Genomic DNA, 23,082 nt, shown 5'->3' with positions numbered 1-23,082 from the left:
GTCGGGTCTCATATCACCCATAGATATAGCGGTTCACGATGTTTTCGAGCAACTCCTGCCCGCCCGAGACATGCTTCGGGTGGATGTCGCGGGAGAGTGCCTCGTCCGCCAGCGAAGCCAGTGTGAAGCCACCCTGCAGGATCTTGCTGCCGAAGTCGGCGTCCCAACCGGCGTAGCGCTTGGCCTTGAAGTCGGCCAGGGCGTCGCGCTCGATCATCTTCGCGGCGCGTTCCAGGCTGAGCGCCAGCGCGTCGATCGCGCCGATGTGGCCGTGGAAGAGATCTTCCGGCGCGCTGCTCTGGCGACGGACCTTGGTGTCGAAGTTGTAGCCACCGGTGGTGAAACCGCCGGCCTTGAGGATCTCGTAGGTGACGAGGGTCAGCTCTTCGACGCTGTTCGGGAACTGGTCGGTGTCCCAGCCGTTCTGCGGATCGCCGCGGTTGGCGTCGATCGAGCCGAACAGGCCCAGCGCGATCGAGGTCGCGACCTCGTGCTGGAACGAGTGGCCGGCGAGCGTGGCGTGGTTGGCTTCGAGGTTGGTCTTGACCTCGTTCTCGAGACCGAAGTCCTTGAGGAAGCCATAGACCGTGGCGCTGTCGTAGTCGTACTGGTGCTTGGTCGGTTCCTGCGGCTTGGGTTCGATCAGGATCGTGCCCTTGAAGCCGAGCTTGTGCTTGTGCTCCACCACCATCTGGAAGAAGCGGCCGAGCTGGTTGCGCTCGCGCTTGAGATCGGTGTTGAGCAGGGTCTCGTAGCCTTCGCGGCCACCCCAGAGCACGTAGTTCGCGCCGCCGAGGCGGTGCGTGGCTTCCATGGCGTGGCGTACCTGGGTCGCCGCGTAGGCGAACACTTCCGGCTGGGGGTTGGTCGCGGCGCCGGCGGCGTAACGCGGGTTGCTGAACACGTTGGCCGTGCCCCAGAGCAGCTTCACGCCGGTCTCGGCCTGCTTCTTCTCGAGCACGTCGACCATGGCGGCGAAGTTGTTCTTGTACTCGGCGAGGTTGGCGCCTTCCGGAGCTACGTCGGTGTCATGGAAGGTGTAGAACGGCGTGCCCAGGCGGCTGAAGAAATCGAACGCGGAATCGGCTTTTTCGCGGGCTTTTTCCATCGGGTCGCCGGCGGTGTGCCAGGGGCGATCGAAGGTACCGGCGCCAAAGACGTCCGAGCCCGGCCAGACGAAGGTGTGCCAGTAGCAAACGGCCAGGCGGAGGTGCTCGGCCATGCTCTTGCCCAAGACCTGCTTTTTGGCGTCGTAGTGATGGAACGCCAGCGGGTTCTCGGAACCGGCGCCTTCGAAGGCGATCTTGGGGATGTTGGAAAAGTACGACATAACAATTCCTTGACGAACGTGGGGACGAATCCCAACGATCCTGACGATCACGAGGCATCCGGCGCAATTGCGATTTCTCTTGCCGTTCCCGTGGTTTTCTTTGCCGCGGTGCGTCATGACCGATTTAACGCATGGCGTGGTAATTTCCACGCCCATGGCACCCCATCGCATCGCCCTGCTTTTCAACGCGAACAAGGTTTATGACCGCCAGGTCATCGCCGGCATTGGGCATTACCTCAATAGCACCCGTGTGGAATGGGACCTCTTCATGGAAGAGGACTTCCGCAGCCGTATGCGCGACATCCACCAGTTCCGGGGCGACGGCGTTATTGCCGACTTCGACGATCCCGAGGCGCCGGAGACCCTGAGCGACCTGCATATCCCTGTTGTCGCGGTAGGGGGGTCCTACCACGACCCGGCCAACTATCCGGCCGAAGTGCCGTACATCGCGACTGACAACGCCCGGCTGATCCGCCTCGCTTACGACCACCTGATCGAGCAGGGACTCACCCGGTTCGCCTTCTACGGGCTGCCTCCGCACCCGACCAGCCGCTGGGCGCACGAGCGCGAGCACGCGTTCCGCGCCATCGTGGAAGAAGAATCGGTCGAAGGGCTTGTTTACCAGGGCTCGCCGACCAGCGCCGGCGGCTGGGGCCAGGCCGTAGAGGAACTGGTCAGCTGGCTGGCCGAACTGCCCAAGCCGATTGGCATCGTGGCGGTCACCGATGCGCGCGCCCGTCAGTTGCTGCAGGCGTGTGTCATGGGCGGTATCGCCGTGCCGGAACAGATCGCCATCGTTGGCATCGACAACGACCCGATGGCCCAGTTGCTGACGCGCATACCGCTTACGTCGGTGATCCAGGGCGCGGAGGAAATGGGCCGCACCGCGGCCCACCTGCTGCACCAGATGCTGCGCGGCATGGATTGCGCCGGCACCCGCGTGCTCGTGCCGCCGGTCGGTATCAACGTGCAGGCGTCGAGCAAGTTCCACCCGATTCGCAGCCCGCACGTGATGCGCGCCAGCCACTATATCCGCCAGTACGGTTGCCTTGGCATCAAGACCGAACAGGTGGCCGATTATGTCGGCGTCTCGCGCACGGTGCTGGAAGAACACTTCAAGCGCGAGCTCAAGCAGACCGTGCACCAGGTGATCCTCACGCACAAGCTCGATACCGCGTGCGACCTGATCGCCAATTCGGATGTACCGCTCGCCGACATCGCGCTGCGCTGTGGCTTCACCTCGCTGCAATACATGTATGCGGTATTCCGGCGCGAGTACGACTGCACGCCGCGCCAATACCTCGACCTCCATCGCAAGACGGCGGCAACCTGACCGTTGCCCGCAGGGACCGCTTCATCCATGCCTGTATCCAATGCCACCGCCTGGGGCCAGCTTCCCGACGGCCGACCGCTTCACCGCTGGACCCTGCGCAACGCGCGCGATGCGCAGGTCGATATCGCCGATCTCGGTAGCACCCTGCTTTCGTGGCAATCGCCCGATCGCCAGGGCCGCATGGGAGAGGTGCTGCTCGGCCACGCGACGGCGCAGCAGTACCTCGACTCGAATGCGTACATGGGCGCCGTGGTCGGTCGCTGGGCCAATCGGATTCGCGGTGGTCGTTTCCGCCTGGACGGCATCGACTACAAAGTGGACCGCAACGATGGTGGTAACCATCTGCACGGCGGACCGCACGGCTTCCACCTGCAGCGCTGGGACGTGGAGCCGGAGGGTGACTCGCTGGTGATGCGCCTGGTCTCGCCCGAGGGAGACGGCGGCTTTCCCGGTGAGGTACGCGTCGAGCTTCGCTGCCGCTTCGACGACGACGGCACGCTGGACCTGCACTACACCGCCACGTCGGACGCCCCGACGCCGCTCAGCCTTACGGCACACCCGTATTTCAACCTCAACGACCGTCGTCCGGATATCCGCGACCATGTGATCCGGATCGACGCGGATGAGTTCCTCGCTATCGATGCCGGTGCGATTCCGGTCGGCCGTCAGCATGTGGCCGGTACGGCGTTCGACTTCCGTGAGGCCGCACCTATCGGTTCACGGCTGCACTGGCCCGACCCTCAGCTGCGGCTCGTTGGCGGCTTCGACCACTGTTACATCCCACGCGGCCCGACGGGCTCCGCGCTCCGAACGGTCGCGGTCGTCACCGAGCCATCCAGCGGTCGTCGCCTGACGCTTGAGACGGATCGCCCGGGGCTGCAGTTCTACAGCGGCCAGAAGCTCACCGGTCAGCCCAGCCGGGGCCCCGACCCCTACGGGCCTTTCGCCGGCTTCGCGCTTGAGGCCCAGGCCTTCCCCGACCAGATCAACAGCCCGGAATCCGAGGGTGCGATCCTGCGACCCGGCGTCACCTGGCGCCAGCACACACGCTACCGCGTCGATACCGCCTGATATTGCTTTGTGTGGGAGCCGGCTATGCCGGCGATGGGGGGCCCGCTGCACCCACATGACTCGGATCGCCGATAAATCGGCTCCTGCAGGGGCCTGAAGACCCCTCCGGGCGGGTAGAATGGGCGCATGTCCCTTATCCAACTGCTTAACGTCGACTACAGCGTCGGCGGCCCGCTCCTGCTCGAACAGGTCAATCTTTCCCTCGATGCCGGCGAGCGTGTCTGCATCGTCGGGCGCAACGGCGCCGGAAAGTCCACCCTGCTCAAGCTGATCGCCGGTGAAATCCATGCCGACGATGGCGAGATTCGCCTGCAGGGCGGTACGCGGATCGCCCGCCTGACCCAGGAAGTGCCGCAGGACACCACCGGCAGCGTTTTCGACGTGGTCGCCGACGGCCTTGGCGAGCTGGGCCATCTGCTCGCCCGCTACCACCACGCGCTCGAAGAGGGCGACATGGACGCGCTGGGCGAAGTCCAGACGAAGATCGAAGCGCTGAACGCGTGGGACCTCGAGTCCCGCGTGGAACAGGTCATCGAGCGACTGGAGCTTCCCGCCGACACAGACTTCGCCGACCTCTCCGGTGGCATGAAGCGTCGCGTGCTGCTCGGCCAGGCCCTGGTGCGCGACCCCAACCTGCTCCTGCTCGACGAGCCGACCAACCACCTCGATATCGAGGCGATCGCGTGGCTCGAGACCTTCCTGAAGAACTTCACCGGCAGCATCGTCTTCATCACGCATGACCGCAGCTTCCTCCGTGCGCTGGCCACCCGCATCGTCGAGATCGACCGCGGCAACGTGACCAGCTGGCCGGGCGACTACGACAACTACCTGCGCCGCCGCGAAGAGCGCCTGCATGCGGAAGCCCAGGCCGTCGCGCACTTCGATCGCAAGCTGGCCCAGGAAGAAGTCTGGATCCGCCAGGGCATCAAGGCGCGCCGCACGCGCAACGAAGGCCGCGTACGCGCCCTGAAGGCACTGCGCAACGAGCGCGCGGAGCGTCGCGAGCAGTCGGGCACGGCCAAAATCACGCTTGCCGTTGCGCAGGCGGGCGGGCGCAAGGTGGTCGACGCCAAGCACGTCACGCAGGCCTACGGTGGCCGCACGCTGCTCGGCGATATCTCGACCACGATCATGCGCGGCGATCGCGTCGGCATCATGGGTCCGAACGGCGCCGGCAAATCCACGCTGCTGAAGATCCTGCTCGGCGAGCTCAAGCCGCAACAGGGCGAGGTCACGCTCGGCACTGGCCTGCAGATTGCCTACTTCGACCAGCACCGCTCCACGCTGGACGACACCATGAACGCGCTGGACAACGTGGCCGAAGGCCGCGAATACATCGAGCTCAACGGCCAGCGCAAGCACATCATCGGCTACCTGCAGGACTTCCTGTTCTCGCCGGAGCGTGCACGTGCGCCGATCACCCGCCTTTCCGGTGGCGAACGCAATCGCCTGCTGCTGGCCAAGCTGTTCGCCCAGCCGTCGAACCTGCTGGTGATGGATGAACCGACCAACGACCTCGACGTGGAAACGCTGGAGCTACTCGAAGAGCTGCTCGGCGAGTACACCGGCACGTTGCTGCTGGTTTCCCATGACCGCGACTTCATCGACAACGTGGTGACCAGCACCCTGGTGCTCGAAGGCGATGGCCAGGTGGGCGAGTACATCGGTGGTTACACCGAGTGGCTTCGCCAGAAGCCGATCATCGCTGCGGCGCGCGCGTCGAATTCGAAGTCGAACGTGGCGCCCGCAGCGGCGCCGACGCCGGTGCCTGTTGCCGCGGCACCGAAGAAGAAGTTGTCGTTCAAGGAACAGCGCGAGCTGGACCTGCTGCCGGCGAAGCTCGAGGAACTCGAAGCCGAGATCGCCAAGCGCACGGCGGCGATGAACGATCCGAAATACTTCCAGCAGGATGCTGCAGCGATCGCTCGCGGCAACGAGGAGCTGGCGAAGGTGCAGGCCGAACTGGATACGGCGTTCGCGCGGTGGGAAGAGCTGGAAGGGTGATGTCGCACCGTGCTTGATCGCGAGCACCCATCGCGCAAAAGCATCGCCGCTGAAGCGGCTCCCACACAGAGCTGAAGCATCTCCCTGTGGGAGCCGCTTCAGCGGCGATGCCTTATGTGGGAGCCGCTTCAGCGGCGATGCTCTCTGCCTCTACAACCGAAACACCTCAACCACCCGCGCCAGCTCACCTGCCTGATCCTCCAGGCTCTTCGCCGCCGCCGCGGCCTCTTCGACCAGCGCCGAGTTCTGCTGCGTCGAGTCGTCCATCCGCGACACCGCGTGATTGATCCGGCCGATCTGCTCGGACTGTTCGCTGGTCGCACGGCTGATATGGCCCACAAGGTCGGCCACGTCGCGAATGCGACCAAGCACCGTCGCCATGTTGCGGCCTGCTTCGGTCACCAGGCCGTGGCCTGCATCGACCTGTTCCACCGACTCGGTGATCAGCGATTCGATTTCCTTTGCCGCCGTGGCGCTGCGCTGGGCAAGGTTGCGTACCTCTTCGGCCACCACCGCGAAGCCCCTGCCCTGCTCGCCGGCGCGTGCTGCTTCGACCGCGGCGTTGAGCGCGAGGATATTCGTCTGGAACGCGATGCCATTGATGATGCCGATGACGTCCGCGATGCGCTGGGCGGAGGTCTGGATGCCGTTCATCGCGTCGACCGCTTCCTGCATCGAGCCGGCCTCCTGCTGCACGGCGATGCTCGCGTGCTCGGCCAGGGTGTTCGCACGGGCGGCATTGCCTGCGTTGTCACGCACGGTGCGGGTGAGCTCATCGAGGCTCGACGCCGTCATCTGCAACTCGTGCGCCTGGGTTTCCGTGCGCGTGGAAAGATCCGCATTGCCTGCGGCGATCTCGGAGGTGCTGTCCGCCATGCTGGCTGCCGCCTTGCGCACGGAGCGTGCGATATCGCCGAGGCCATCGCCAATACCGTCGATGGAGCGCATCAACTGTCCGATCTCGTCGCCGCGCGTGGTTTCCAGGCGTGCTGTGAGATCGCCTTCGGCAAGGCGCCGGGCCGCCTCGACGGCATGCGACAGCGGCCGCGTGATGCGCGCACGAATCGCTATGACAAGCAGCAGGCAGAGGACGGCGACCATGCCGACGGCCGTGCCGAACGCAACCATACGCAGGTGCCGCACCGGCCCATATAGCTCGTCCATGTCGACCGTGCCGGCGACCAGCCAGCTCCAGGCGGGGTCGGTTGCATAGATCGCAAGGCGATCGACATTGTGACCGTCGATGCTCACGCGGTAGCGCAGTTCGCCCTTCTTGCCGGAGAGCATGCGTCCGAAGACCGGCTGTCCATCGACATCCATCACCTTTAGCGCGGCACCGTCGGCCCGGGCAGCGGTGTCTTTGGTCATCGGGTCGACGATGAAGGTGCCATAGCGCTTGCCGGCGCTGGCGTCGATCACCGAATAGTAACCACTCTGGCCGATGCGGATCGAAGCGATTTCCTGCGACAGGTTCGCCATCTCGCTGGTGATTTCCACGCCCACGAACCAGGCGCCAACGACGTTGCCGGACGCGTCGTGGATCGGCTCGTAACGGGTGATGTACGGACGATCGAAGAGAACGGCCGGACCGCCGTACGACTTGTTCGATAGCAGCATAGGGAAGGCCGGATGCGCATGATCGATCGATGTACCGACGGCGCGCGAGCCGTCTTCTTTCTTCAGCGACGTGCTGACTCGGATGAAATCGGGCCCGTCACGGACGAACAGCGTGGCGACCACGTGCGCGCGAGCCGAGAACTCGTCGACCTGGGTGAAATCGCCGTTGAGTGCCTTGCCGTCGTGGAGCAGCGTCGGCACGGTGTGGCCTCCCATCATCACGCGGTGTTTGTCGTCCACCGAGAACGCGCCCGGGTAGTAGCTTTCGAACAGGCCGAGGAAGCGGTCCGATTCGGCCAGCAACGCCCCGCTGAACGTATTGACCGTGGCGATGATGGCGCGGTTTCCACGCTCGAGGTCGTCGCGCGCCCTGGTTTCAAGTTCGTGCGAGACCATGGCGGTCACCACGATGGTGAGCACCGCGACGCCCAGCGCGACGATTCCGACCACGAGCAGGGTCAGGCGGGCGCCCACGCTCATGCTGCGCCCGAAGGCGCGATTACCGATGCTGTTCATACCGAGCCTTTGCGATGTCTTCGGGCATCCCTTGCGGATGCCCTTACACCGGCGTTTTCGGCAGTGTCCGGCCAGACTTTAGGCCTCGGTCGCATTCTCTTGACCGACTGAGACGCCGGGACGTCACGTCCCGGTGTTTTGTATGGCAAATCGATCAGCCGGTATTCTGCAGGCCCTGGGAAACACCATTGACGCAGGCGACCAGCGCGTTGAGCAGCGCGTCGTCCTTGCCGTCCGTCGCGCGCCAGCGCTTGAGCAGGTCGACCTGGAGCAGGCTCATGGGGTCGACATACGGATTGCGCAGGCGGATGGAGGTCGCCAGCCGCGGATCGCCCGCCAACAGTTCGTTCGCACCCTTCAGCTTCAGGACCCAGGCCACCGTCCGTTCGAATTCGGCACGGATCATCGGGAAGAAGCGCTCATGCAGCGGACCGGCCAGCCTGGAGAACGCTTCGGCGATATCGATATCAGCCTTGGCCAACACCATCTCGACGTCATCCAGCATGGTCGACACGAACGGCCACTCACGTGCCATGCGCACGAGGTGCTCGTCACCGCATTCCTTGGACACAGCGTCGAGTGCACTGCCGAGGCCATACCAACCGGTGAGGACGGCGCGGCACTGGGTCCATGAGAAGACCCAGGGAATCGCGCGGAGGTCCTCGACGCCTTTCATGCTGCGGCGACGTGCCGGACGCGAACCGAGCGTCATCCGCTCGATGACATCAATGGGCGTGGCGCCGCGGAAATAGTCGACGAAGCCCTCGGTGTCGACAAACGCACGGTAGGCCTTGCGACTCTCCGCGGACAACATCGCCATGGTGTCCTTCCAGCCGGACTCGCGCACTTCGACTTCGCGGGGACGCAACGAAGCTCGCATCACCGCACCGAGCGTCTGTTCGAGGTTACGTACCGCGAGGGCGCGGATGCCGTACTTCCGGTGGATCACCTCACCCTGCTCGGTCACGCGTAGCACGCCACCGACGGAACCGCGTGGCGAGGCCATGAGCGCAGGTGTAATACGCGAGCCGCCGCGACTGGCCGAGCCGCCGCGGCCATGAAAGAACGCCACGCGGATGCCGGCTTTCGCCGCCACCTCGAGGAGGTCGACCTGGGCTCGCTGGAGGCTCCACTTCGAGGCCAGCGTGCCGCCATCCTTGCCACTGTCCGAATAGCCGAGCATGACCCATTGGCGGTCGCCACGCGCCTTGAGATGCTCGCGATAGACCGGGTCGTCGAGCAGGGCCTGCAACGTCTCGGCGCCCCCGGCCAGATCGTCGATCGTTTCGAACAACGGGGCGACGTCGAGAGGGACGCGGCCGTCTTCGACGAGTCCGCCGCGACGTGCCAGTGCCAGCACGGCGAGCACGTCGGCGGCGCTTTCGGCCATGCTGATGATGTACAGGCCGGTGGCTTCCTGACCGTAGCGCTTGCGCGAATCGGCGAGTGTGGCGAACACATCGCGAAGCATCGTCGCGGCCTCGTTGTCATCACCCGTGACGAAGCTGCGCTCGCCAGCGGCGTAAGGCCGCAGCGCCTTCACACGACTCGGCGTGTCATGATTGGCGAACTCCGCATCGTCCAGCAGCGCGGACAGCGCTTCGTCGTGTACCCGCGCATCCTGGCGCACGTCGAGCCGGGCCAGATGAAAGCCAAACGTGCGCGCGCGCCACAGGAGTCGGCCCACAGCATAGGCGCCGGCGTGCTTGCCACCGTGCGCAACGAGGCTTTTCTCTACCAGCGCGATATCGTCGATGAACTCCTCGGCGGAAACATAGGCCGCAGGTTGCTCGTGCAGCGTCGCCTCAAGGCGTGCCGCAACGAACTTCAGGAAGCTCCGGTAAGGCATGTCCGCATGGCGTGGGCGGATAGCCGCAGCCGCCTCGGGCAGTTCCTCGCGATAGCGCTCCAGACGACGTGCAAGCCGGTCGTCGAGTGCCACGCGGTCATCGGTCTGACTGAGCAGTCGACCGAGCTCGGCCGTGTCGTCGAGATAGCGCTCCAGCACGAGGGAGCGCTGCGCGCCCAGGGTGGCTGCAATGGTCTCGGCGTTGACGTTGGGGTTGCCATCCATGTCGCCGCCGACCCAGGTCGCGAAACGCAGCAGGCGGGGAATCGTCACGCCTTCGCCGTAGGTCTCAGCGATAGCCTGCTCGAGCGCCTCGTAGAGCGCCGGCAATACGCGGTAGATCGGCCGGGCGATATAGAAGCCCACGTGATCGAACTCGTCCTGCACGCTGGGTCGCACCGGCGAGGCTTCCGCGGTCTGCCATCCGGCGGACAAGGCCATGAGGATGCGTGCGTCGTCATCGCGCAGTTCCTGCGGCGTGCGCGTCGGATCGAACTCGTCGACCAGCGCGCGCACGATCTCCTGCTCCTTCTCCAGCAACGAGCGGCGCACCGCTTCGGTGGGATGCGCGGTGAATACGGGTTCGACGTCGAGGCGGCCCAGCAGTGCCGTGAGCTCGTCGCGACTGACGCCATCTTTCTTCAGGCGACCGAGCACGGCGGCCAGCGACTCGGGCTGAGGCGCGCCGCCTTCCCTCTGGTAATCGCGGCGACGACGGATGCGATGGACGCGCTCGGCGGTGTTCACGGCCTGGAAATAGGTGGCGAAGGCGCGTGCGAGGGCTTCGGCGTCGGCCGCCTCGAGCCCGGTAAGCGGCTCGGCAAGTGCGTCCACGGCGGCGCCACTGCGCCGACGGTGGATTGCGGTAGTTCTCACGTGCTCGACGCGTTCGTAGAAGGCCTGGCCGCCCTGCTCGGCGAGCATCTGGCCGACCAGGGTGCCGAGGCGGCGTACGTCCTCGCGCAGGGGGCCGTCGTGGGGCAGGAATTCGGGATCGCGTGCGGCTTCCATCGGGCGCTCTGCAGTTATCGGAACCCCGAGAGTACCGAAAAAAATGTGTTCATCCCTGCATCCGGATTCCGCGATACAATGGGAGACCGTTTTGCCCGCCGAGGGGCGCTGCGACCATGGGGTCTTCCCATAGGCCAGGCTCGGCGCGGCCTCCTGTACAACGGCGCCCCCGTAACCAATCGGAGCTACGCCCCATGAACGCCGTCACCAAAGACACCGCCTTCCAGGATTTCAAGGTCCGCGATATCACGCAGGCCGCCCTCGGCCGCCGCCGTATCCGCATGGCCGAAGAGGAAATGCCGGGCCTGATGCAGATCCGGGCCCGCTATTCCAAGGAAAAGCCGCTCCAGGGCGTGCGCCTCTCCGGCTCGCTGCACGTGACCAAGGAAACCGCCGTCCTGGCCGAAACCCTGCGTGAGCTGGGCGCCTCGGTCCGCTGGGCATCCTGCAACATCTTCTCCACCCAGGACGACGTCGCCGCGGCGCTCGCCGAGGGTGAACTGCCGGTGTTCGCCTGGAAGGGCGAGTCGCTGGAGGAATACTGGGACTGCACGCTCGACATGCTGACCCACCCGGGTGAGCTCGGCCCGCAGCTGATCGTGGACGACGGTGGCGACGCCACCCTGTTCATCCATAAGGGTGTGGAACTCGAAGACGGCAGCGACTGGGTCAACACGCCCAGCGGCAACCACGAAGAGCAGGTCATCAAGGACCTGGTCAAGCGCACCGCTGCCGCCCGTCCGGGCTGGTTCAAGAAGGTCGCGGCCGAATGGCGTGGTGTGTCCGAAGAGACCACCACCGGCGTCCATCGCCTCTACCAGCTCGCCGAAGCCGGCAAGCTGCTGGTCCCGGCCATCAACGTCAACGACTCGGTGACCAAGAGCAAGTTCGACAACCTCTACGGTTGCCGTGAGTCGCTGGCCGACGGCATCAAGCGCGCCACCGACCTCATGGTTGCCGGCAAGGTTGCTGTCGTCTGCGGTTACGGCGATGTGGGCAAGGGTTGCGCGCATTCGCTGAAGGGCTTCGGCGCCCGCGTGATCGTCACCGAGATCGACCCGATCAACGCCCTCCAGGCTGCGATGGAAGGTTTCCAGGTCACCACGATCGAAGAGACCCTCGGCCTCGGCGACATCTATGTCACCACCACGGGCAACAAGGACATCATCACGCTCGAGCACATGACGGCGATGAAGAACAACGCCCTGGTCTGCAACATCGGCCACTTCGACAACGAAATCCAGATGGACCGCCTCAACGGCGCGAAGGACGTCACCCGCGAGACGATCAAGCCGCAGGTCGATCGCTACACCTTCGCCAAGGGCAACGCCATCTACATGCTCGCCGAAGGCCGCCTGGTGAACCTCGGTTGCGCCCATGGCCACCCGAGCTTCGTCATGTCGAACAGCTTCTCCAACCAGACCCTCGCGCAGCTCGACCTGTGGGCCAACAAGGACACCTACGAGAAGACGGTTTACCGCCTGCCGAAGAAGCTGGACGAAGAAGTCGCTCGCCTGCACCTGGCGCAGATCGGCGTGAAGCTCACCGTGCTGACCAAGGATCAGGCCGACTACATCGGCGTGCCGGTGGAAGGCCCGTACAAGCCGGACCATTACCGCTACTGATCGAAGCGCGTTATCGCGACATGAGAAAGGCGCTCCTTCGGGGGCGCTTTTTTTGTTGCCTTTGTGGGAGCCGATTCATCGGCGATGCTGTTGCTTCGTAAGGCCTGGGGCCAGGAACCCGGGAAGAGCGCTGCTGCGCAGCGGTTTATTTGCCATTCGCCGATGAATCGGCTCCCACGCCTCCTTTAGCCATCTTTCCATCTGGATGGAAAGATATATACTCGGGCCATCGCTCCGGGAAACCTGCCCATGCCCGCCATCAGCTTCGAGTTCTTCCCGCCCAAGACCGACGAGCAACGTGCCCAGCTCGATACCACCGTCGGCCGGCTGAAGAAACACGCCCCTGACTACGTCTCGGTCACCTTCGGCGCGGGCGGTTCAACGCTGAGCTACACGGACGAAACGGTGAAACAGCTGCGTGCGCAGCACGGTCTCTCTGTGGCGCCGCACCTGTCCTGCATGGGTGGCACCCGGGCCGAAATCGCCGCACTTCTGGATCTCTACAAAGCCACCGACTGCCGTCGCATCGTCGCCCTGCGCGGCGACCTGCCCTCAGGCATGGCTTCCCCCGGCGACTTTCGTTACGCCGCAGAGCTGGTCAGCTTCATCCGCGAACACAGCGGCGACCACTTCCACATCGAAGTCGCCGCCTATCCGGAAACCCATCCGCAGGCCGAAAACGCCCTGCTCGACCTGCGCCACTTCAAGGCCAAGGTGGACGCCGGAGCCGACGGCGCGATCACCCAGTACTTCTTCAATCCGGACGCTTATTTCCGCTTTGTCGACGACGTAACCCGGCTCGGCGTCAACATCCCCATCGTGCCGGGCATCATGCCGATCGCGAACTTCAGCCAGCTGCGCCGCTTCTCGGAGCAGTGCGGCGCTGAGATTCCCCGTTGGATCGTCAAGCGCATGCAGGCCCACGGCGACGACGCGGCTGCCGTGCGCGACCTCGGCGCCGACGTGGTAGCCGAGCTCTGCCAGCGCCTGCTCGACGGCGGCGCGCCCGGCCTGCACTTCTATACGATCAACCGGGCGAAGGCGACGATCAGCGTCCTCGAGCGGCTCGCCGCGCGCTAAACGTGCGCGCCGTCACTCTCCGCTGAAGCGCGGACGCGGATGATGGCGCACCGCCGCCACGCATGCCTCCACCGTGAAACGTGCCCTCGCCCTGCTGCTGCTCCTGATCGCCCTGCCTGCCGTCGCGCAGACGACGATCCATCGTTGTGTCGGTACGGACGGCCGCCCCATTTTTTCCGACCAGCAGTGCACCAGCATCGGCGCGACGTCGATCATGCCGCCCGCGCCTGCCGCCGCCAGCACAAGCGCGACCGACGCGCCGGCGGGTCCCACGACCGGCCTTCTCTGCGCGAAAGACGTCGCCGGACTGCGCGAGGGCATTGCCCAGGCCTTCGCCAACCACGATGCCAATCGCATTGGCGGGCTGATCCTCTGGAATGGCTACGGCAGCGGTGGCGCGGTCGAGAACATCCGGAACATGGAGTCCCTCGTCCGCCAGCCTCTGCTGGCGGTGGAAGGCAACGAGGCCGGGGGGCTCGACGCCGTGACGTCAGGCCCCGGCAAGGAGGCCGCCACCCGGCGCGCGCATTTCAACGTGGTGCGGGAATCCGGCTGCCTCTGGCTGCGCCCGCCGGCCTGACCCTCTGACGCGTCGCGCCATGGCAGGGGCTGCCCCGCGCGTTATCATGGGCGGTCCCCTGGAGAGCGTACCCATGCAGAACTACCCCGATTGGATCTGGCAGAACGGGCAGATCAAGCCCTGGCGCGATGCCACCGTCCACGTGATGGCACACGCGCTGCACTATGGATCCTCGGTGTTCGAGGGTATCCGCAGCTATGAGACCCCGGACGGCGCGGCGATCTTCCGCCTGACCGACCATCTCAAGCGCCTCTACATGTCGGCCAAGATCTACGACATCGAGATTCCCTACACGATCGACGAGCTCGCCGCGGCCTGCCGTGACGTGGTCAAGAAGAACGACCTCAAAGCCGCCTACCTGCGTCCCGTGGCGTTCCGTGGGCTTGGTGGTTTCGGTCTCTCGGCCGAATGCCCGACCGATGTCGCCGTCGCGACCTGGCCGATGGGTCCGTACCTCGGTCCCGAGGCGCTGGAGAACGGCATCGACGCCTGCGTGTCGAGCTGGCAGCGTTTCGCGCCGAACACCATCCCCGCCGGCGCCAAGGCTGGCGGCAATTACCTCTCGGGTCAGCTGATCGCGCGTGAAGCGCGTCGCCTGGGCTTCGGCGAAGGTATCGCGCTGGCCTCAACCGGCCTGCTCAGCGAAGGTGCGGGTGAAAACCTGTTCCTGGTGTTCGACGGCGTGCTGCACACGCCACCGGCCAGTGCCTCGATCCTCACCGGCATCACGCGCCACACGCTGATGACGCTCGCTCGCGAAGACGGCATCGAGGTGGTCGAGCGCGACCTGCCGCGCGAGTACCTGTACCTCGCCGACGAAATCCTGATGTGCGGCACGGCGGCGGAAGTCACACCGATCCGCGCGGTCGACGGCAAGCAGATCGGAAACGGCAAGGGTGGGCAGATCACCCGTCGTCTGCAGGAGCTCTATTTCGGTTTGTTCAGCGGGAAGACCACCGACCGCTGGGGCTGGCTCGAAGCGCTCTGAACCCCCTTCCTCGGTAGCGCAAGGACGCGCTACGATGCCCCCGCCAGGGAATGAGCCAACTGGACTGGCTAATCAACAGGGGGAAAAAATGAAGATCCGTCATATCGCCGTTGCGGCGATCGTCATCGCGTGCCTCGTCAGCGGCTGCGCAAGCGTGAACAAGGCTGGCCGGGACGCCAGCACACAGGCGAAAACCTTCTCGCCGATCACCGACAAAGCCGTCGTCTATATCTATCGTGACGAAATTCTCGGCGCAGCCATCAAGCTGCCAGTTACCGTCGATGGGGTCGTGGTTGGTGAAACCGGACCGAAGAGTTTTCTGCAGCTCGCTCTTCCACCGGGCCCGCACACGATCACTTCCATGGGTGAAAAAAATTCCTCGCTCTCACTCGACACCCAGCCGGGCCAGACCTACTACGTCTGGCAGGAAGTGAAGGTCGGCATGTGGGCGGCGCGGAGCATGCTGCACAAGGTCGACACGAGCAAAGGCCAGGACGGCGTCCGGGAATGCGACCTTCTGGAAACCTCGGCACCGGCCTTCCGCATGCCCGATGGCCACGCGTCGAAAGCCACGGCTCCGGTCACACGCGTTACACCCGTCGCAACGGACAACGTTCCTGCCGCGACGACGCCTGCGGAATCCGTCCCCGATAACGTTCAGACTGCCCGTGTCGTCGAACCTTCGGCTGCCACACCGGCAGCGGACGGCAGCGCCCTTGCCGAAGGTGGCCCCGCCTCCCTCGACTCACGTGTGACCGCGCCGATGTTCAACGCGGCGCAGAACCTCGCTGCCATCCATCAGTGCGATCGCATGGTCCGCGTGCGTAGTGTCGACGGTGACAACGCCCACCTCTACAGCACCTGCCCCGGTGCGGGAGAACCGCTCGAGATCGTCTGCAATGGTGCGGACTGCCATGAGGGTGCGCCGCAGGGCTGATCGGGAAAAGCATCGCCGCTGAAGCGGCTCCCACAAAGAGCAGCTCCATAAGGAGCAGCTCCATAAGAAGCGGCTCCCATGAGAAGCGGCTCCCACACGAAGCGGCAACGCTCCTGTGGGAGCCGCTTCAGCGGCGATTCCCTAGTTACAGAACCCGTTCGGATACGACGACGACCGATAGGCGTACAGCCAGCTCGTCTTGCCGCCATCGTTGGCAATATTCCAGTTGTTGCCGATCGAACCGATCGCCGTGTTCAGTGTCTGCGAACGCGTCAGTACCGGCGTGGTGAAGTACTTGCTCGAATCCGCTTCGACACGGAACGACAACTCGGCCAGCGCCGGGGCCGCGGCGCCGTCGATGTACCACAAGGTCAGCGTGAACTCCGCCACCGATTCGCCGATGTCGGAAACCGGGCCGTCGTATTCCTGCTGCGTGACGGTCACACCGGCCACCTTGGCCAGCGACGAACTCGATACGTCCGAAAGCGCGGTCGCACCCGGGAAGAGCTTGATCAGCGCGGCCACCGTGGTGGGCGAGGTGGTTGCATCCTGCTTGGTCGAATGCGCCAGCACGAGATTGCCCGGCGTCACGTCGGTCTCGAGCTTGGTTTCCTTGTTCTTGCCCGCGCCCGACACGTCCGTCCAGTAGGACAGTTCTTCATCGGCATGGCGGAACTTGAACTGGATGTCCGAGTCGTCGCCAGCGCGCGTACGCACGGAGTAGCCGCGCTTGTTGAGCGGGCACGTGCCTGGCGTGTCGTAGTAAGCCAGCGTGTCACGATCGCCCGCGGCGAAGTTGCCGGTGATGGCTTTATCAAAGCCGAGCGTCGAGAGCCGCGCCGAGAGATTCGTCAGAAGGGTTGCCGCTGCGCTCGACGGATTGCTGGCGAAACGCGTGGGATCGACCAGAACCTTGTATTCCTTGCTGTCGACGTAGACTGGCGTATTTGCGTGGCCGGCGACAGAGCCCAGTAGGAGGGTCGCCGAGAGCAGCGAACGAACCGTACGTTTCATCATGCGCATAACCCTTTATCGGTGGTTGGAGGCGGCGGTGGAACGCATGCCCGGCAAGGTCAGCCGGTACACGAGAATGCGGTTGTCGTTGTCGATCGTTGAATCGCAGTTCTGCCCGTCCATGACGCAGTGCCTTGCGATGAAGTCGTTGTCGTTGCCGACGAGGAGGAACCAGTCATCGGGATGCGCGGGATCGAGGACCGGTACAAGGTCCATCGCCTCCCACTTCTCGGAAAGCTGCGCCCTGCCCTTCACATCCGCCTCGATGCCAAGGCCGAATCGCGCAAGGTCAGAGGGATCCACGAGATTGACCAGGGGCTTCCACGTCGCGGACTGGATATCGCTGCGCAACAAGCCACCCTCGCCGAGCACCGACGCCGTCGAGCTCTCGTATGGCGTGCCACTCAAGTTGCTCGCGCCAAGAGTGTCGACCAGAAGCACGCTCTTGTAGACGATGGGTTTGCCACCCTCGGCTCCATAGCCGTTGCCGTCACGCGCGAGCATCAGGAACGTGTGGTTGTCGAGGACGCGGATCTCGCTCTGTGCGGCCGTCTTGTTGGGCGCGCTTCCGTCTCCGTGGTCCGAGTAGCTGGGAAGGCGCACCACGTAGTGCTCCACGGGCGACGTCGGCGTCGCGTCACGGCTGACGTCATAGACGAGCACGCGCGTCAGAGCGCGACCTGACGCATCCGCAGGAACTTCGCGCGGCGCCGTGTCCTGAATCAACGCACTCTGCAACACGACAAAGAGGCGTGTGCCGTCGGGCGACAATGCCATGCCTTCGACGCCCTGGTTATTGCGCCTACCCGTCACGGGCGGCTTCAACGACGTGAAGTCTGGCTTGCCGTTCGCATCCAGCGGACGCACGGATATCGGCGGCACGATAATGCCGGCGAGCTTTCCCTTCGCGTTGAACCGGTAGACGTTCGCCGCGTACTCATCGCCGACGTAGAAACCACCGTCACGGGTGAACTGCAGGGACTCCGCGTCCAGCGACACCTTCCCCGCGCCGATACCTGCCGCCGGCGAGGGCAACACGATGCCGCGTTCCGTACGCAGGCCGTTCACGGGCTCCGCCCCGGTAAACGGCTTTCCGACAAAATCGCGCAACACCCGCCCACCATCCACAACCAGCGAAACACCACCGTTCGCTAAGCCATTTGTGGGAGCCGCTTTAGCGGCGATCCCAGCACCCGGGAGTTTCATCGAAAAGCGAAACCGATGCAGCCGCCCGCGATAATCGAAGAACACATTGTGCTCAGGATCATTCCGCCCTCGATCCGGCAACGTCCACAGCACGCCCGTGTAAGTATCCCCGTCACGCTTCCAGCTACCCGGCTCGATCATCAGCGACGAAAACGAGCCCAACGTGTCGCCGAGGAAGTCGATCGTCCCCGCGGGCAAGGAGCCCGCAGCGACCAGGCCCTGGTCGACATACGTCTTGTCACCGATGTCGATCGAGCGCGGCAGCGGCGCCTGTGCAATATCGGCGACGCGAACATCGACGGTCTGCGCCGAAGCACTACCGAAGAACAGCGCCACGCCCAGACCGACGATGCAGCGGGCCATCAGAACCGCACATCCAGCGTGCCGAACACCTGCAGCGGTGCCGACGCATGGAATACGTAGGCGGTGCCAGCCGGGTCGCTCGGCACGAAAGCGCTGGAATCGAAGTTGCTCGCGTAGCGCTTGTCGGTGAGGTTGGTCACGTTGACAGAGAGACGAATATCCTTCGCGACCGAGAATGCACCGAAGTCATACCCACCCGAGACATCCCAGGTGGTGAAGCCACCGAAACCCTGGTCGTTCGTGTACGTGTAGTAACGCTTGCCCGTGTACTTGCCGCGCAGGGATGCAAACCACGGACCCTGGGTCCAGTCGATCTGCGTAGCGAACAGTTTCGTCGGCGTATCGGTCTGGATCTTGCCGCTGGTGTGCTGCACCACGCCGGCCTGGACGTAGTCGCTTGCGTAGGTCGAGCGATTGAATGACGCGGAGTTGTACCAGCGCAGGTTGCTCGTCGGCTGCCAGACGAAGGTCAGCTCGACGCCATGGCTGTTCACGCCCCCGACGTTGTAGAAGCGATTACCGCAGCTGGGGCCGACCGGCTGACGCGAGTCGCAGGGGTTGTACTGGAGCAGACGATTGTCGAAGCGCACGTTGTACGCCGCGACCGAAGCGGCCACCTGATCGGTCTCGATGCGATAGCCCGCTTCGAGGCTGCGCGACTTCTCCGGCTTCAGGTCACCCTGCGTGTCCCAGATGGATTGCGCGACGGCCTGAGGGCCGAGCTTGAAGCCGCCCTGGAACATGGCGATGTTCTTCGAGAAACTGGTGAAAACTTCCTGGCCTTCGGCAAGCTTGTAGCGCGCGCCGAATTGCGGCAGCAAGGCCTTGCTGGCGCTGAGCGAACCGGTGGCGAACTGGTTGTTCGAGTTCGCCGGGATCGGCTTGACCGCTACACCGGGCAAGGCCTCTGCACGCGAGGTGACATGCGGACTCTTCACGCCCACATCGATCGTGAGTGCGTCATCCAGGAAGCGGATCGTGTCCTGCAGGAAGGCCTGGCGCGTGTTCCACACCGTGCGCTGGTCGAACACGCCCAGGTCGGGCGTCGCGTCGATCGGCCCGCTGAGGTCGCGGGGACCGGTCACATAGCTGCTGTAGCGCGATGCCGTGGACACGTTGTGCTCGTACCAGAGGCCGCCCTCGATGTGCTGGTTGGCGATATCCCAACCCGCCGACAGCACGGCGCCCGAGCGATTGATCGTGTAGAGCGTATTGCGGAAGATGATCGGCAACTGCTGCGGCGTACCCGGATACGAGTACGTGCCACTGTTCCAGTTATGACCCTCGCCCGCGTCTTCGTGGTGATAGACCTGGGCATGGATAGTGACCGAGTCGCTGGGGAAGAAGTCACCGGCGAGGTAGTAGAGGTCGTCGTTACGCAGGATCTGCCCCGCAGTAAACGCGCCATCCGCGTCGGTGTCCGCACCGCTCTTGTCGCAGAGCTTGGCATTCAGCGTGCCTGCGTTGCAGTAAGCCTTGCCAACCGCCTTCTGCCAGTTCGGCGCAGAACCGCCCCAATCCCAGCCAAGCCCGCGGGCCAGCTCACTCTTCGACAGGTAAAAATAATCCGCCTGCGACGTACGCGAGGTGTCGGCGAAACCCGTGAAGCGCGCCCAGTCCAGGTCCCACACAGCCTTGCCGTTGAACTGCTTCGTCGTCGAGCCGTTGTACGCCGACTGGTCGTTCCAGAGATCCGAGGTGGTCTTCGCGCCGGACAGATACATCGAGAAGCCGTTGTACTCGCCGGTATCGAAGCGCGCATACGTGCGACGGTTGGCGTCGCTGCCAAAGGTCTGCGAGACGCGGCCACCCATCGTCTTCAACGGATCGTTCGAGGTATAGGCGATCGTGCCACCCAGGTTGCTGGTGGACGGCGTGCCAAGGTTACCGATGCCTTCGGAGAGTTCGGCACCGGCGAAATTCTCCGAGATCAACGCGCGATTGATCGAAAGACCGTTGTAGTTGTTGTAAGCGCTATCGCCCAGCGGCATGCCGTCCAGCGTGTAGCCCAGGCGCGTGCCGCTGAAGCCACGCAGGCTCAGCGTCATCGATTGTTCGTTGGTGCCCAGCGCATCGACCGATTGCGCATTCACGCCAGGCAGCGTGTTGAGGACTTTCTGAAGACTCGTTCCCGGCGGGAGTGCCTTCTGATCCGAAGGCCGCAGGCGCTGCACCTGGCGGGTTTCACCGGTACCAATCACCGAGACCGCATCGAGATCCTGCACCTTGTCTCGCCTGGCGGCACTGGCACTGGCAGTGGCACTGGCGTTGGTGCCTGCATCAGGCGGCGCGATGGCGCTGGTAGTGATATTGGTGTCGGCGTCGGTCGCGTAGGCAACGGAAGACAGGGCCATGCCAAGGGCAACGGCCAGAACGGTCTGCTTGAACAAGGGACAGTATCCTTACACTCGCGGACGCGTCGCGACACACCTCCCCTGAGGGTGTCCATCACGCGCCGTGGAAGCGTCGGATAGTCGTGCAGGAAAGTGGCAGCTTAGTGACAGTCCCTGTGACAGGACGCCTGCACGTCCGTCTTCGCTCAGCGGAAATCGATGGTCGAGATCGCGCCAGCCATGTCGGAACGGGGCCGCAGCGATACGTCCCAGTCGTACAACTCACACAGTCGGCGCACGATCGCCAGGCCGAGGCCAGCACCGCCGCCGGTGGCGCTTTCGCCGCGGATACCGCGCTGGAACAGCTTCTCGGCATCTTCGGGCTTGATACCCGGACCCGTATCGATCACGTCGACACGGCCATCGAGCACGCGCACGGTCACCTTGCCTTCCATCGTGTACTTGATCGCATTGCCAATGAGGTTGGTCAGCGCAACCGAAAGCACCGAAGCCGGCGCATTGACCGTTACGGTGCCGTCGGAAAGCAGTTCGATCTCGATCGGCTTGCCACCCATCTGCGGCCGCTGGCTTTCGATCACGTCGGAAGCGACCCTGGCCACGTCGGTCGTTTCGCCGCGCGTCGGACCGCGACGTTCCGCCCGCGAGAGCAGCAGCAGCGCCTCGATCAGCTCGGTTGCCTGGCGAGACGCCCGCTCGATGCGCTTCAGGCGCTCCCGGAGCTTGTCCGTGAGATCCGGAGAGCCTTGCAACAGTTCCGTCGTGCTGGCGATCACGGCCAGCGGCGTACGCAACTCGTGGCTGACGTCGGAATTGAATTCGCGATCGCGCTCGACGACCGACGTCAGGCGCATGGCGTACTCGTCCAGCGCGACGGCCAGCTCACCCACTTCGTCATCGGCGAAGTGCGGGGCGAGTGCCTCGGCCTTGCCGACGCGGCGGAAGTCGCGGAGACGCCGTGCGAGGTCGGTCACCGGACGCAGCACGCGCGAGGACAGCCACACACCCAGGACAAGTGAAAACAGTCCGAACAGAAAGACGGCCGCGATCACGCTGGTGATCAGCTGACGTTTGCCGAGCTCGTCGCGTGAAACGTCAAACTGGAGGAAGTTGATGATGCCGCCCGCATGACGCACGGCGACCTTGTAGTGATGCGGCTTTCCGTCGCTGCCCGTTTCGTAAAGGTCATGCACGCCCGTATCGAGCGGCTGCCAGTTGAGCGGCGCTTTGTAGAGCGTCCTCTCGCTGAAAGTCGCGCCCTTGACGATCTCGATCTCCGGACGCTGGTCCGGATTGGCGCGCACCTTCTCGTTGATCGAGTCGACCTCGTCCTGCATGGCCGAGTTGATGAGCTGCTCTTCGACCCGCTCGCGAATGTTGAGCGCCGCGTACGCGAAAAGAGCGCTCAGGCTGAACCCGAACAGCGTAAAGGTGACTATCAGGCGAAAACGAAGCTTACGTCTGGACCGCATCCGGATCGACCATGCGATATCCGATACCGTGACGCGTGTGGATCAGCGGCTTCTCGAAAGGTTTGTCGATGGCCGCACGCAGCCCGTGGATGTGTACGCGCAACGAATCCGAGTCGGGTAGTTCCTCGCCCCACACCCGCTGCTCGAGGTCCTGCCGCGTCACCACGGACGGGCTGGCCTCCATCAACGCCTGCAGCAGCTTAAGGCCGATCGGGTTGAGCTGGATCGACTTGCCCTCGCGGGTCACGGTGAGGGTGTCGAGGTTGTAGGTGAGGCCATCCACTTTGAGTACGCGACTTTGCGGCCCCTTGCCACGGCGCGCCAGTACTTCCAGTCGCGCCGCCAGTTCCTGCAAGGCGAACGGCTTGGTCATGTAGTCGTCGGCGCCGGATTCGAAGCCAACGAGCTTGTTGTCCAGCGAGTCGCGCGCCGTGAGCATCAGCACCGGTGTCTGCTTGTGCGCCTCGTGGCGGAGCTTCTTGGCGACATCCAGCCCGTCCATGCCCGGTAGGGTCAGGTCGAGCACGATGACGTCGAAATCGTGTACGACAGCCAGATGTAGCCCGGTGACGCCGTCGCCGGCGAAATCGACCACATGGCCGCGATCCTCGAGGTAGTCCCCGATGTTGGTCGCAATGTCGGTGTTGTCTTCGATGACCAGAACGCGCATTCGGCACTCCATTGTGCGGTCGCGGGTGAGTCTTATCAGTATTGCGACCGGAAGCTTAACGCCGA

General features: G+C 64.3%; 16 protein-coding genes and 1 riboswitch. Of the genes, 8 read left to right on the top strand and 8 right to left on the bottom strand.

Annotated elements, in window-relative coordinates; translation table 11 throughout:
- Nucleotides 1–13 precede the first annotated feature (13 nt).
- A complete protein-coding gene (gene xylA / locus ACVWWJ_RS03765; RefSeq protein ID WP_456966818.1) occupies nucleotides 14–1,330 on the bottom strand; it encodes a xylose isomerase in 1,317 nt (438 codons plus the stop codon).
- Nucleotides 1,331–1,445: 115 nt separating this feature from the next.
- Here xylA and ACVWWJ_RS03760 point away from each other — a divergent pair, with 115 nt between their 5' ends.
- The 3 genes from ACVWWJ_RS03760 (at nucleotide 1,446) to ACVWWJ_RS03750 (ending at nucleotide 5,738) form a co-directional block, all read left to right on the top strand.
- Entirely contained in the window at nucleotides 1,446–2,663 is a 1,218-nt protein-coding gene (locus tag ACVWWJ_RS03760) for a XylR family transcriptional regulator (protein WP_456966817.1), read from the top strand.
- 27 nt (nucleotides 2,664–2,690) lie between these two features.
- The gene (locus ACVWWJ_RS03755) at nucleotides 2,691–3,734 is read left to right on the top strand and encodes an aldose epimerase family protein (protein ID WP_456966816.1); all 1,044 of its coding nucleotides are present in this window, start codon (nucleotides 2,691–2,693) and stop codon (nucleotides 3,732–3,734) included.
- Between the two features lie 126 nt (nucleotides 3,735–3,860).
- A complete protein-coding gene (locus ACVWWJ_RS03750; RefSeq protein ID WP_456966815.1) occupies nucleotides 3,861–5,738 on the top strand; it encodes an ATP-binding cassette domain-containing protein in 1,878 nt (625 codons plus the stop codon).
- A gap of 150 nt (nucleotides 5,739–5,888) precedes the next feature.
- Here the strand turns inward: ACVWWJ_RS03750 and ACVWWJ_RS03745 are convergent, their stop codons facing one another.
- Entirely contained in the window at nucleotides 5,889–7,871 is a 1,983-nt protein-coding gene (locus ACVWWJ_RS03745; RefSeq protein WP_456966814.1) for a methyl-accepting chemotaxis protein, read from the bottom strand.
- A 154-nt stretch (nucleotides 7,872–8,025) separates the two neighbouring features.
- Nucleotides 8,026–10,731 (bottom strand): phosphoenolpyruvate carboxylase, encoded by a 2,706-nt coding sequence (ppc, locus tag ACVWWJ_RS03740; RefSeq protein WP_456966813.1) that lies wholly within the window; start codon nucleotides 10,729–10,731, stop codon nucleotides 8,026–8,028.
- Between the two features lie 94 nt (nucleotides 10,732–10,825).
- A riboswitch (S-adenosyl-L-homocysteine riboswitch) is annotated at nucleotides 10,826–10,907 on the top strand.
- An 18-nt stretch (nucleotides 10,908–10,925) separates the two neighbouring features.
- Between ppc and ahcY the strand changes: the two genes are divergently transcribed.
- The 5 genes from ahcY (at nucleotide 10,926) to ACVWWJ_RS03715 (ending at nucleotide 15,941) form a co-directional block, all read left to right on the top strand.
- Nucleotides 10,926–12,356: an adenosylhomocysteinase gene (gene ahcY, locus ACVWWJ_RS03735; protein WP_456966812.1), complete on the top strand. Its 1,431-nt coding sequence runs from the start codon at nucleotides 10,926–10,928 to the stop codon at nucleotides 12,354–12,356.
- Nucleotides 12,357–12,605: 249 nt separating this feature from the next.
- The gene (metF, locus tag ACVWWJ_RS03730; protein ID WP_159889900.1) at nucleotides 12,606–13,436 is read left to right on the top strand and encodes a methylenetetrahydrofolate reductase [NAD(P)H]; all 831 of its coding nucleotides are present in this window, start codon (nucleotides 12,606–12,608) and stop codon (nucleotides 13,434–13,436) included.
- A gap of 73 nt (nucleotides 13,437–13,509) precedes the next feature.
- A complete protein-coding gene (locus ACVWWJ_RS03725; protein ID WP_456966811.1) occupies nucleotides 13,510–14,016 on the top strand; it encodes a DUF4124 domain-containing protein in 507 nt (168 codons plus the stop codon).
- A gap of 73 nt (nucleotides 14,017–14,089) precedes the next feature.
- A complete protein-coding gene (locus ACVWWJ_RS03720; protein WP_456966810.1) occupies nucleotides 14,090–15,004 on the top strand; it encodes a branched-chain amino acid transaminase in 915 nt (304 codons plus the stop codon).
- 88 nt (nucleotides 15,005–15,092) lie between these two features.
- Nucleotides 15,093–15,941, top strand: a complete 849-nt coding sequence (locus ACVWWJ_RS03715; protein WP_456966809.1) for a DUF2846 domain-containing protein — start codon at nucleotides 15,093–15,095, stop codon at nucleotides 15,939–15,941.
- A 141-nt stretch (nucleotides 15,942–16,082) separates the two neighbouring features.
- On the opposite strand, the gene ACVWWJ_RS03710 is transcribed toward ACVWWJ_RS03715, so the two are convergent.
- The 5 genes from ACVWWJ_RS03710 to ACVWWJ_RS03690 all read right to left on the bottom strand — a co-directional run bounded on the left by ACVWWJ_RS03710 (nucleotide 16,083) and on the right by ACVWWJ_RS03690 (nucleotide 23,017).
- The gene (locus ACVWWJ_RS03710) at nucleotides 16,083–16,958 is read right to left on the bottom strand and encodes a hypothetical protein (RefSeq protein ID WP_456966808.1); all 876 of its coding nucleotides are present in this window, start codon (nucleotides 16,956–16,958) and stop codon (nucleotides 16,083–16,085) included.
- 12 nt (nucleotides 16,959–16,970) lie between these two features.
- The gene (locus ACVWWJ_RS03705; RefSeq protein ID WP_456966807.1) at nucleotides 16,971–18,524 is read right to left on the bottom strand and encodes an esterase-like activity of phytase family protein; all 1,554 of its coding nucleotides are present in this window, start codon (nucleotides 18,522–18,524) and stop codon (nucleotides 16,971–16,973) included.
- Nucleotides 18,524–20,878 (bottom strand): TonB-dependent receptor, encoded by a 2,355-nt coding sequence (locus ACVWWJ_RS03700; RefSeq protein WP_456969652.1) that lies wholly within the window; start codon nucleotides 20,876–20,878, stop codon nucleotides 18,524–18,526. Before ACVWWJ_RS03700 ends, ACVWWJ_RS03705 begins: the two co-directional genes overlap by 1 nt.
- A gap of 185 nt (nucleotides 20,879–21,063) precedes the next feature.
- Nucleotides 21,064–22,347: a sensor histidine kinase gene (locus ACVWWJ_RS03695; protein ID WP_159889892.1), complete on the bottom strand. Its 1,284-nt coding sequence runs from the start codon at nucleotides 22,345–22,347 to the stop codon at nucleotides 21,064–21,066.
- Nucleotides 22,331–23,017: a response regulator transcription factor gene (locus tag ACVWWJ_RS03690; protein WP_159889890.1), complete on the bottom strand. Its 687-nt coding sequence runs from the start codon at nucleotides 23,015–23,017 to the stop codon at nucleotides 22,331–22,333. The genes ACVWWJ_RS03695 and ACVWWJ_RS03690 overlap by 17 nt, the downstream gene beginning before the upstream one ends.
- Nucleotides 23,018–23,082: the final 65 nt, after the last annotated feature.

This window comes from Luteibacter sp. HA06, assembly GCF_054061215.1.
This window is presented reverse-complemented; position numbering and strand designations above follow the sequence as displayed.

Bases quoted from the DNA above. Each gene is read 5' to 3' on its own strand.
- xylA (WP_456966818.1), bottom strand. From the start codon at position 1,330: ATGTCGTACTTTTCCAACATCCCCAAGATCGCCTTCGAAGGCGCCGGT.
- metF (WP_159889900.1), top strand. From the start codon at position 12,606: ATGCCCGCCATCAGCTTCGAGTTCTTCCCGCCCAAGACCGACGAGCAA.
- ppc (WP_456966813.1), bottom strand. From the start codon at position 10,731: ATGGAAGCCGCACGCGATCCCGAATTCCTGCCCCACGACGGCCCCCTG.
- ACVWWJ_RS03700 (WP_456969652.1), bottom strand. From the start codon at position 20,878: ATGGCCCTGTCTTCCGTTGCCTACGCGACCGACGCCGACACCAATATC.
- ahcY (WP_456966812.1), top strand. From the start codon at position 10,926: ATGAACGCCGTCACCAAAGACACCGCCTTCCAGGATTTCAAGGTCCGC.
- ACVWWJ_RS03720 (WP_456966810.1), top strand. From the start codon at position 14,090: ATGCAGAACTACCCCGATTGGATCTGGCAGAACGGGCAGATCAAGCCC.
- ACVWWJ_RS03690 (WP_159889890.1), bottom strand. From the start codon at position 23,017: ATGCGCGTTCTGGTCATCGAAGACAACACCGACATTGCGACCAACATC.
- ACVWWJ_RS03710 (WP_456966808.1), bottom strand. From the start codon at position 16,958: ATGATGAAACGTACGGTTCGTTCGCTGCTCTCGGCGACCCTCCTACTG.
- ACVWWJ_RS03705 (WP_456966807.1), bottom strand. From the start codon at position 18,524: ATGGCCCGCTGCATCGTCGGTCTGGGCGTGGCGCTGTTCTTCGGTAGT.
- ACVWWJ_RS03695 (WP_159889892.1), bottom strand. From the start codon at position 22,347: ATGCGGTCCAGACGTAAGCTTCGTTTTCGCCTGATAGTCACCTTTACG.
- ACVWWJ_RS03745 (WP_456966814.1), bottom strand. From the start codon at position 7,871: ATGAACAGCATCGGTAATCGCGCCTTCGGGCGCAGCATGAGCGTGGGC.
- ACVWWJ_RS03755 (WP_456966816.1), top strand. From the start codon at position 2,691: ATGCCTGTATCCAATGCCACCGCCTGGGGCCAGCTTCCCGACGGCCGA.
- ACVWWJ_RS03760 (WP_456966817.1), top strand. From the start codon at position 1,446: ATGACCGATTTAACGCATGGCGTGGTAATTTCCACGCCCATGGCACCC.
- ACVWWJ_RS03715 (WP_456966809.1), top strand. From the start codon at position 15,093: ATGAAGATCCGTCATATCGCCGTTGCGGCGATCGTCATCGCGTGCCTC.
- ACVWWJ_RS03750 (WP_456966815.1), top strand. From the start codon at position 3,861: ATGTCCCTTATCCAACTGCTTAACGTCGACTACAGCGTCGGCGGCCCG.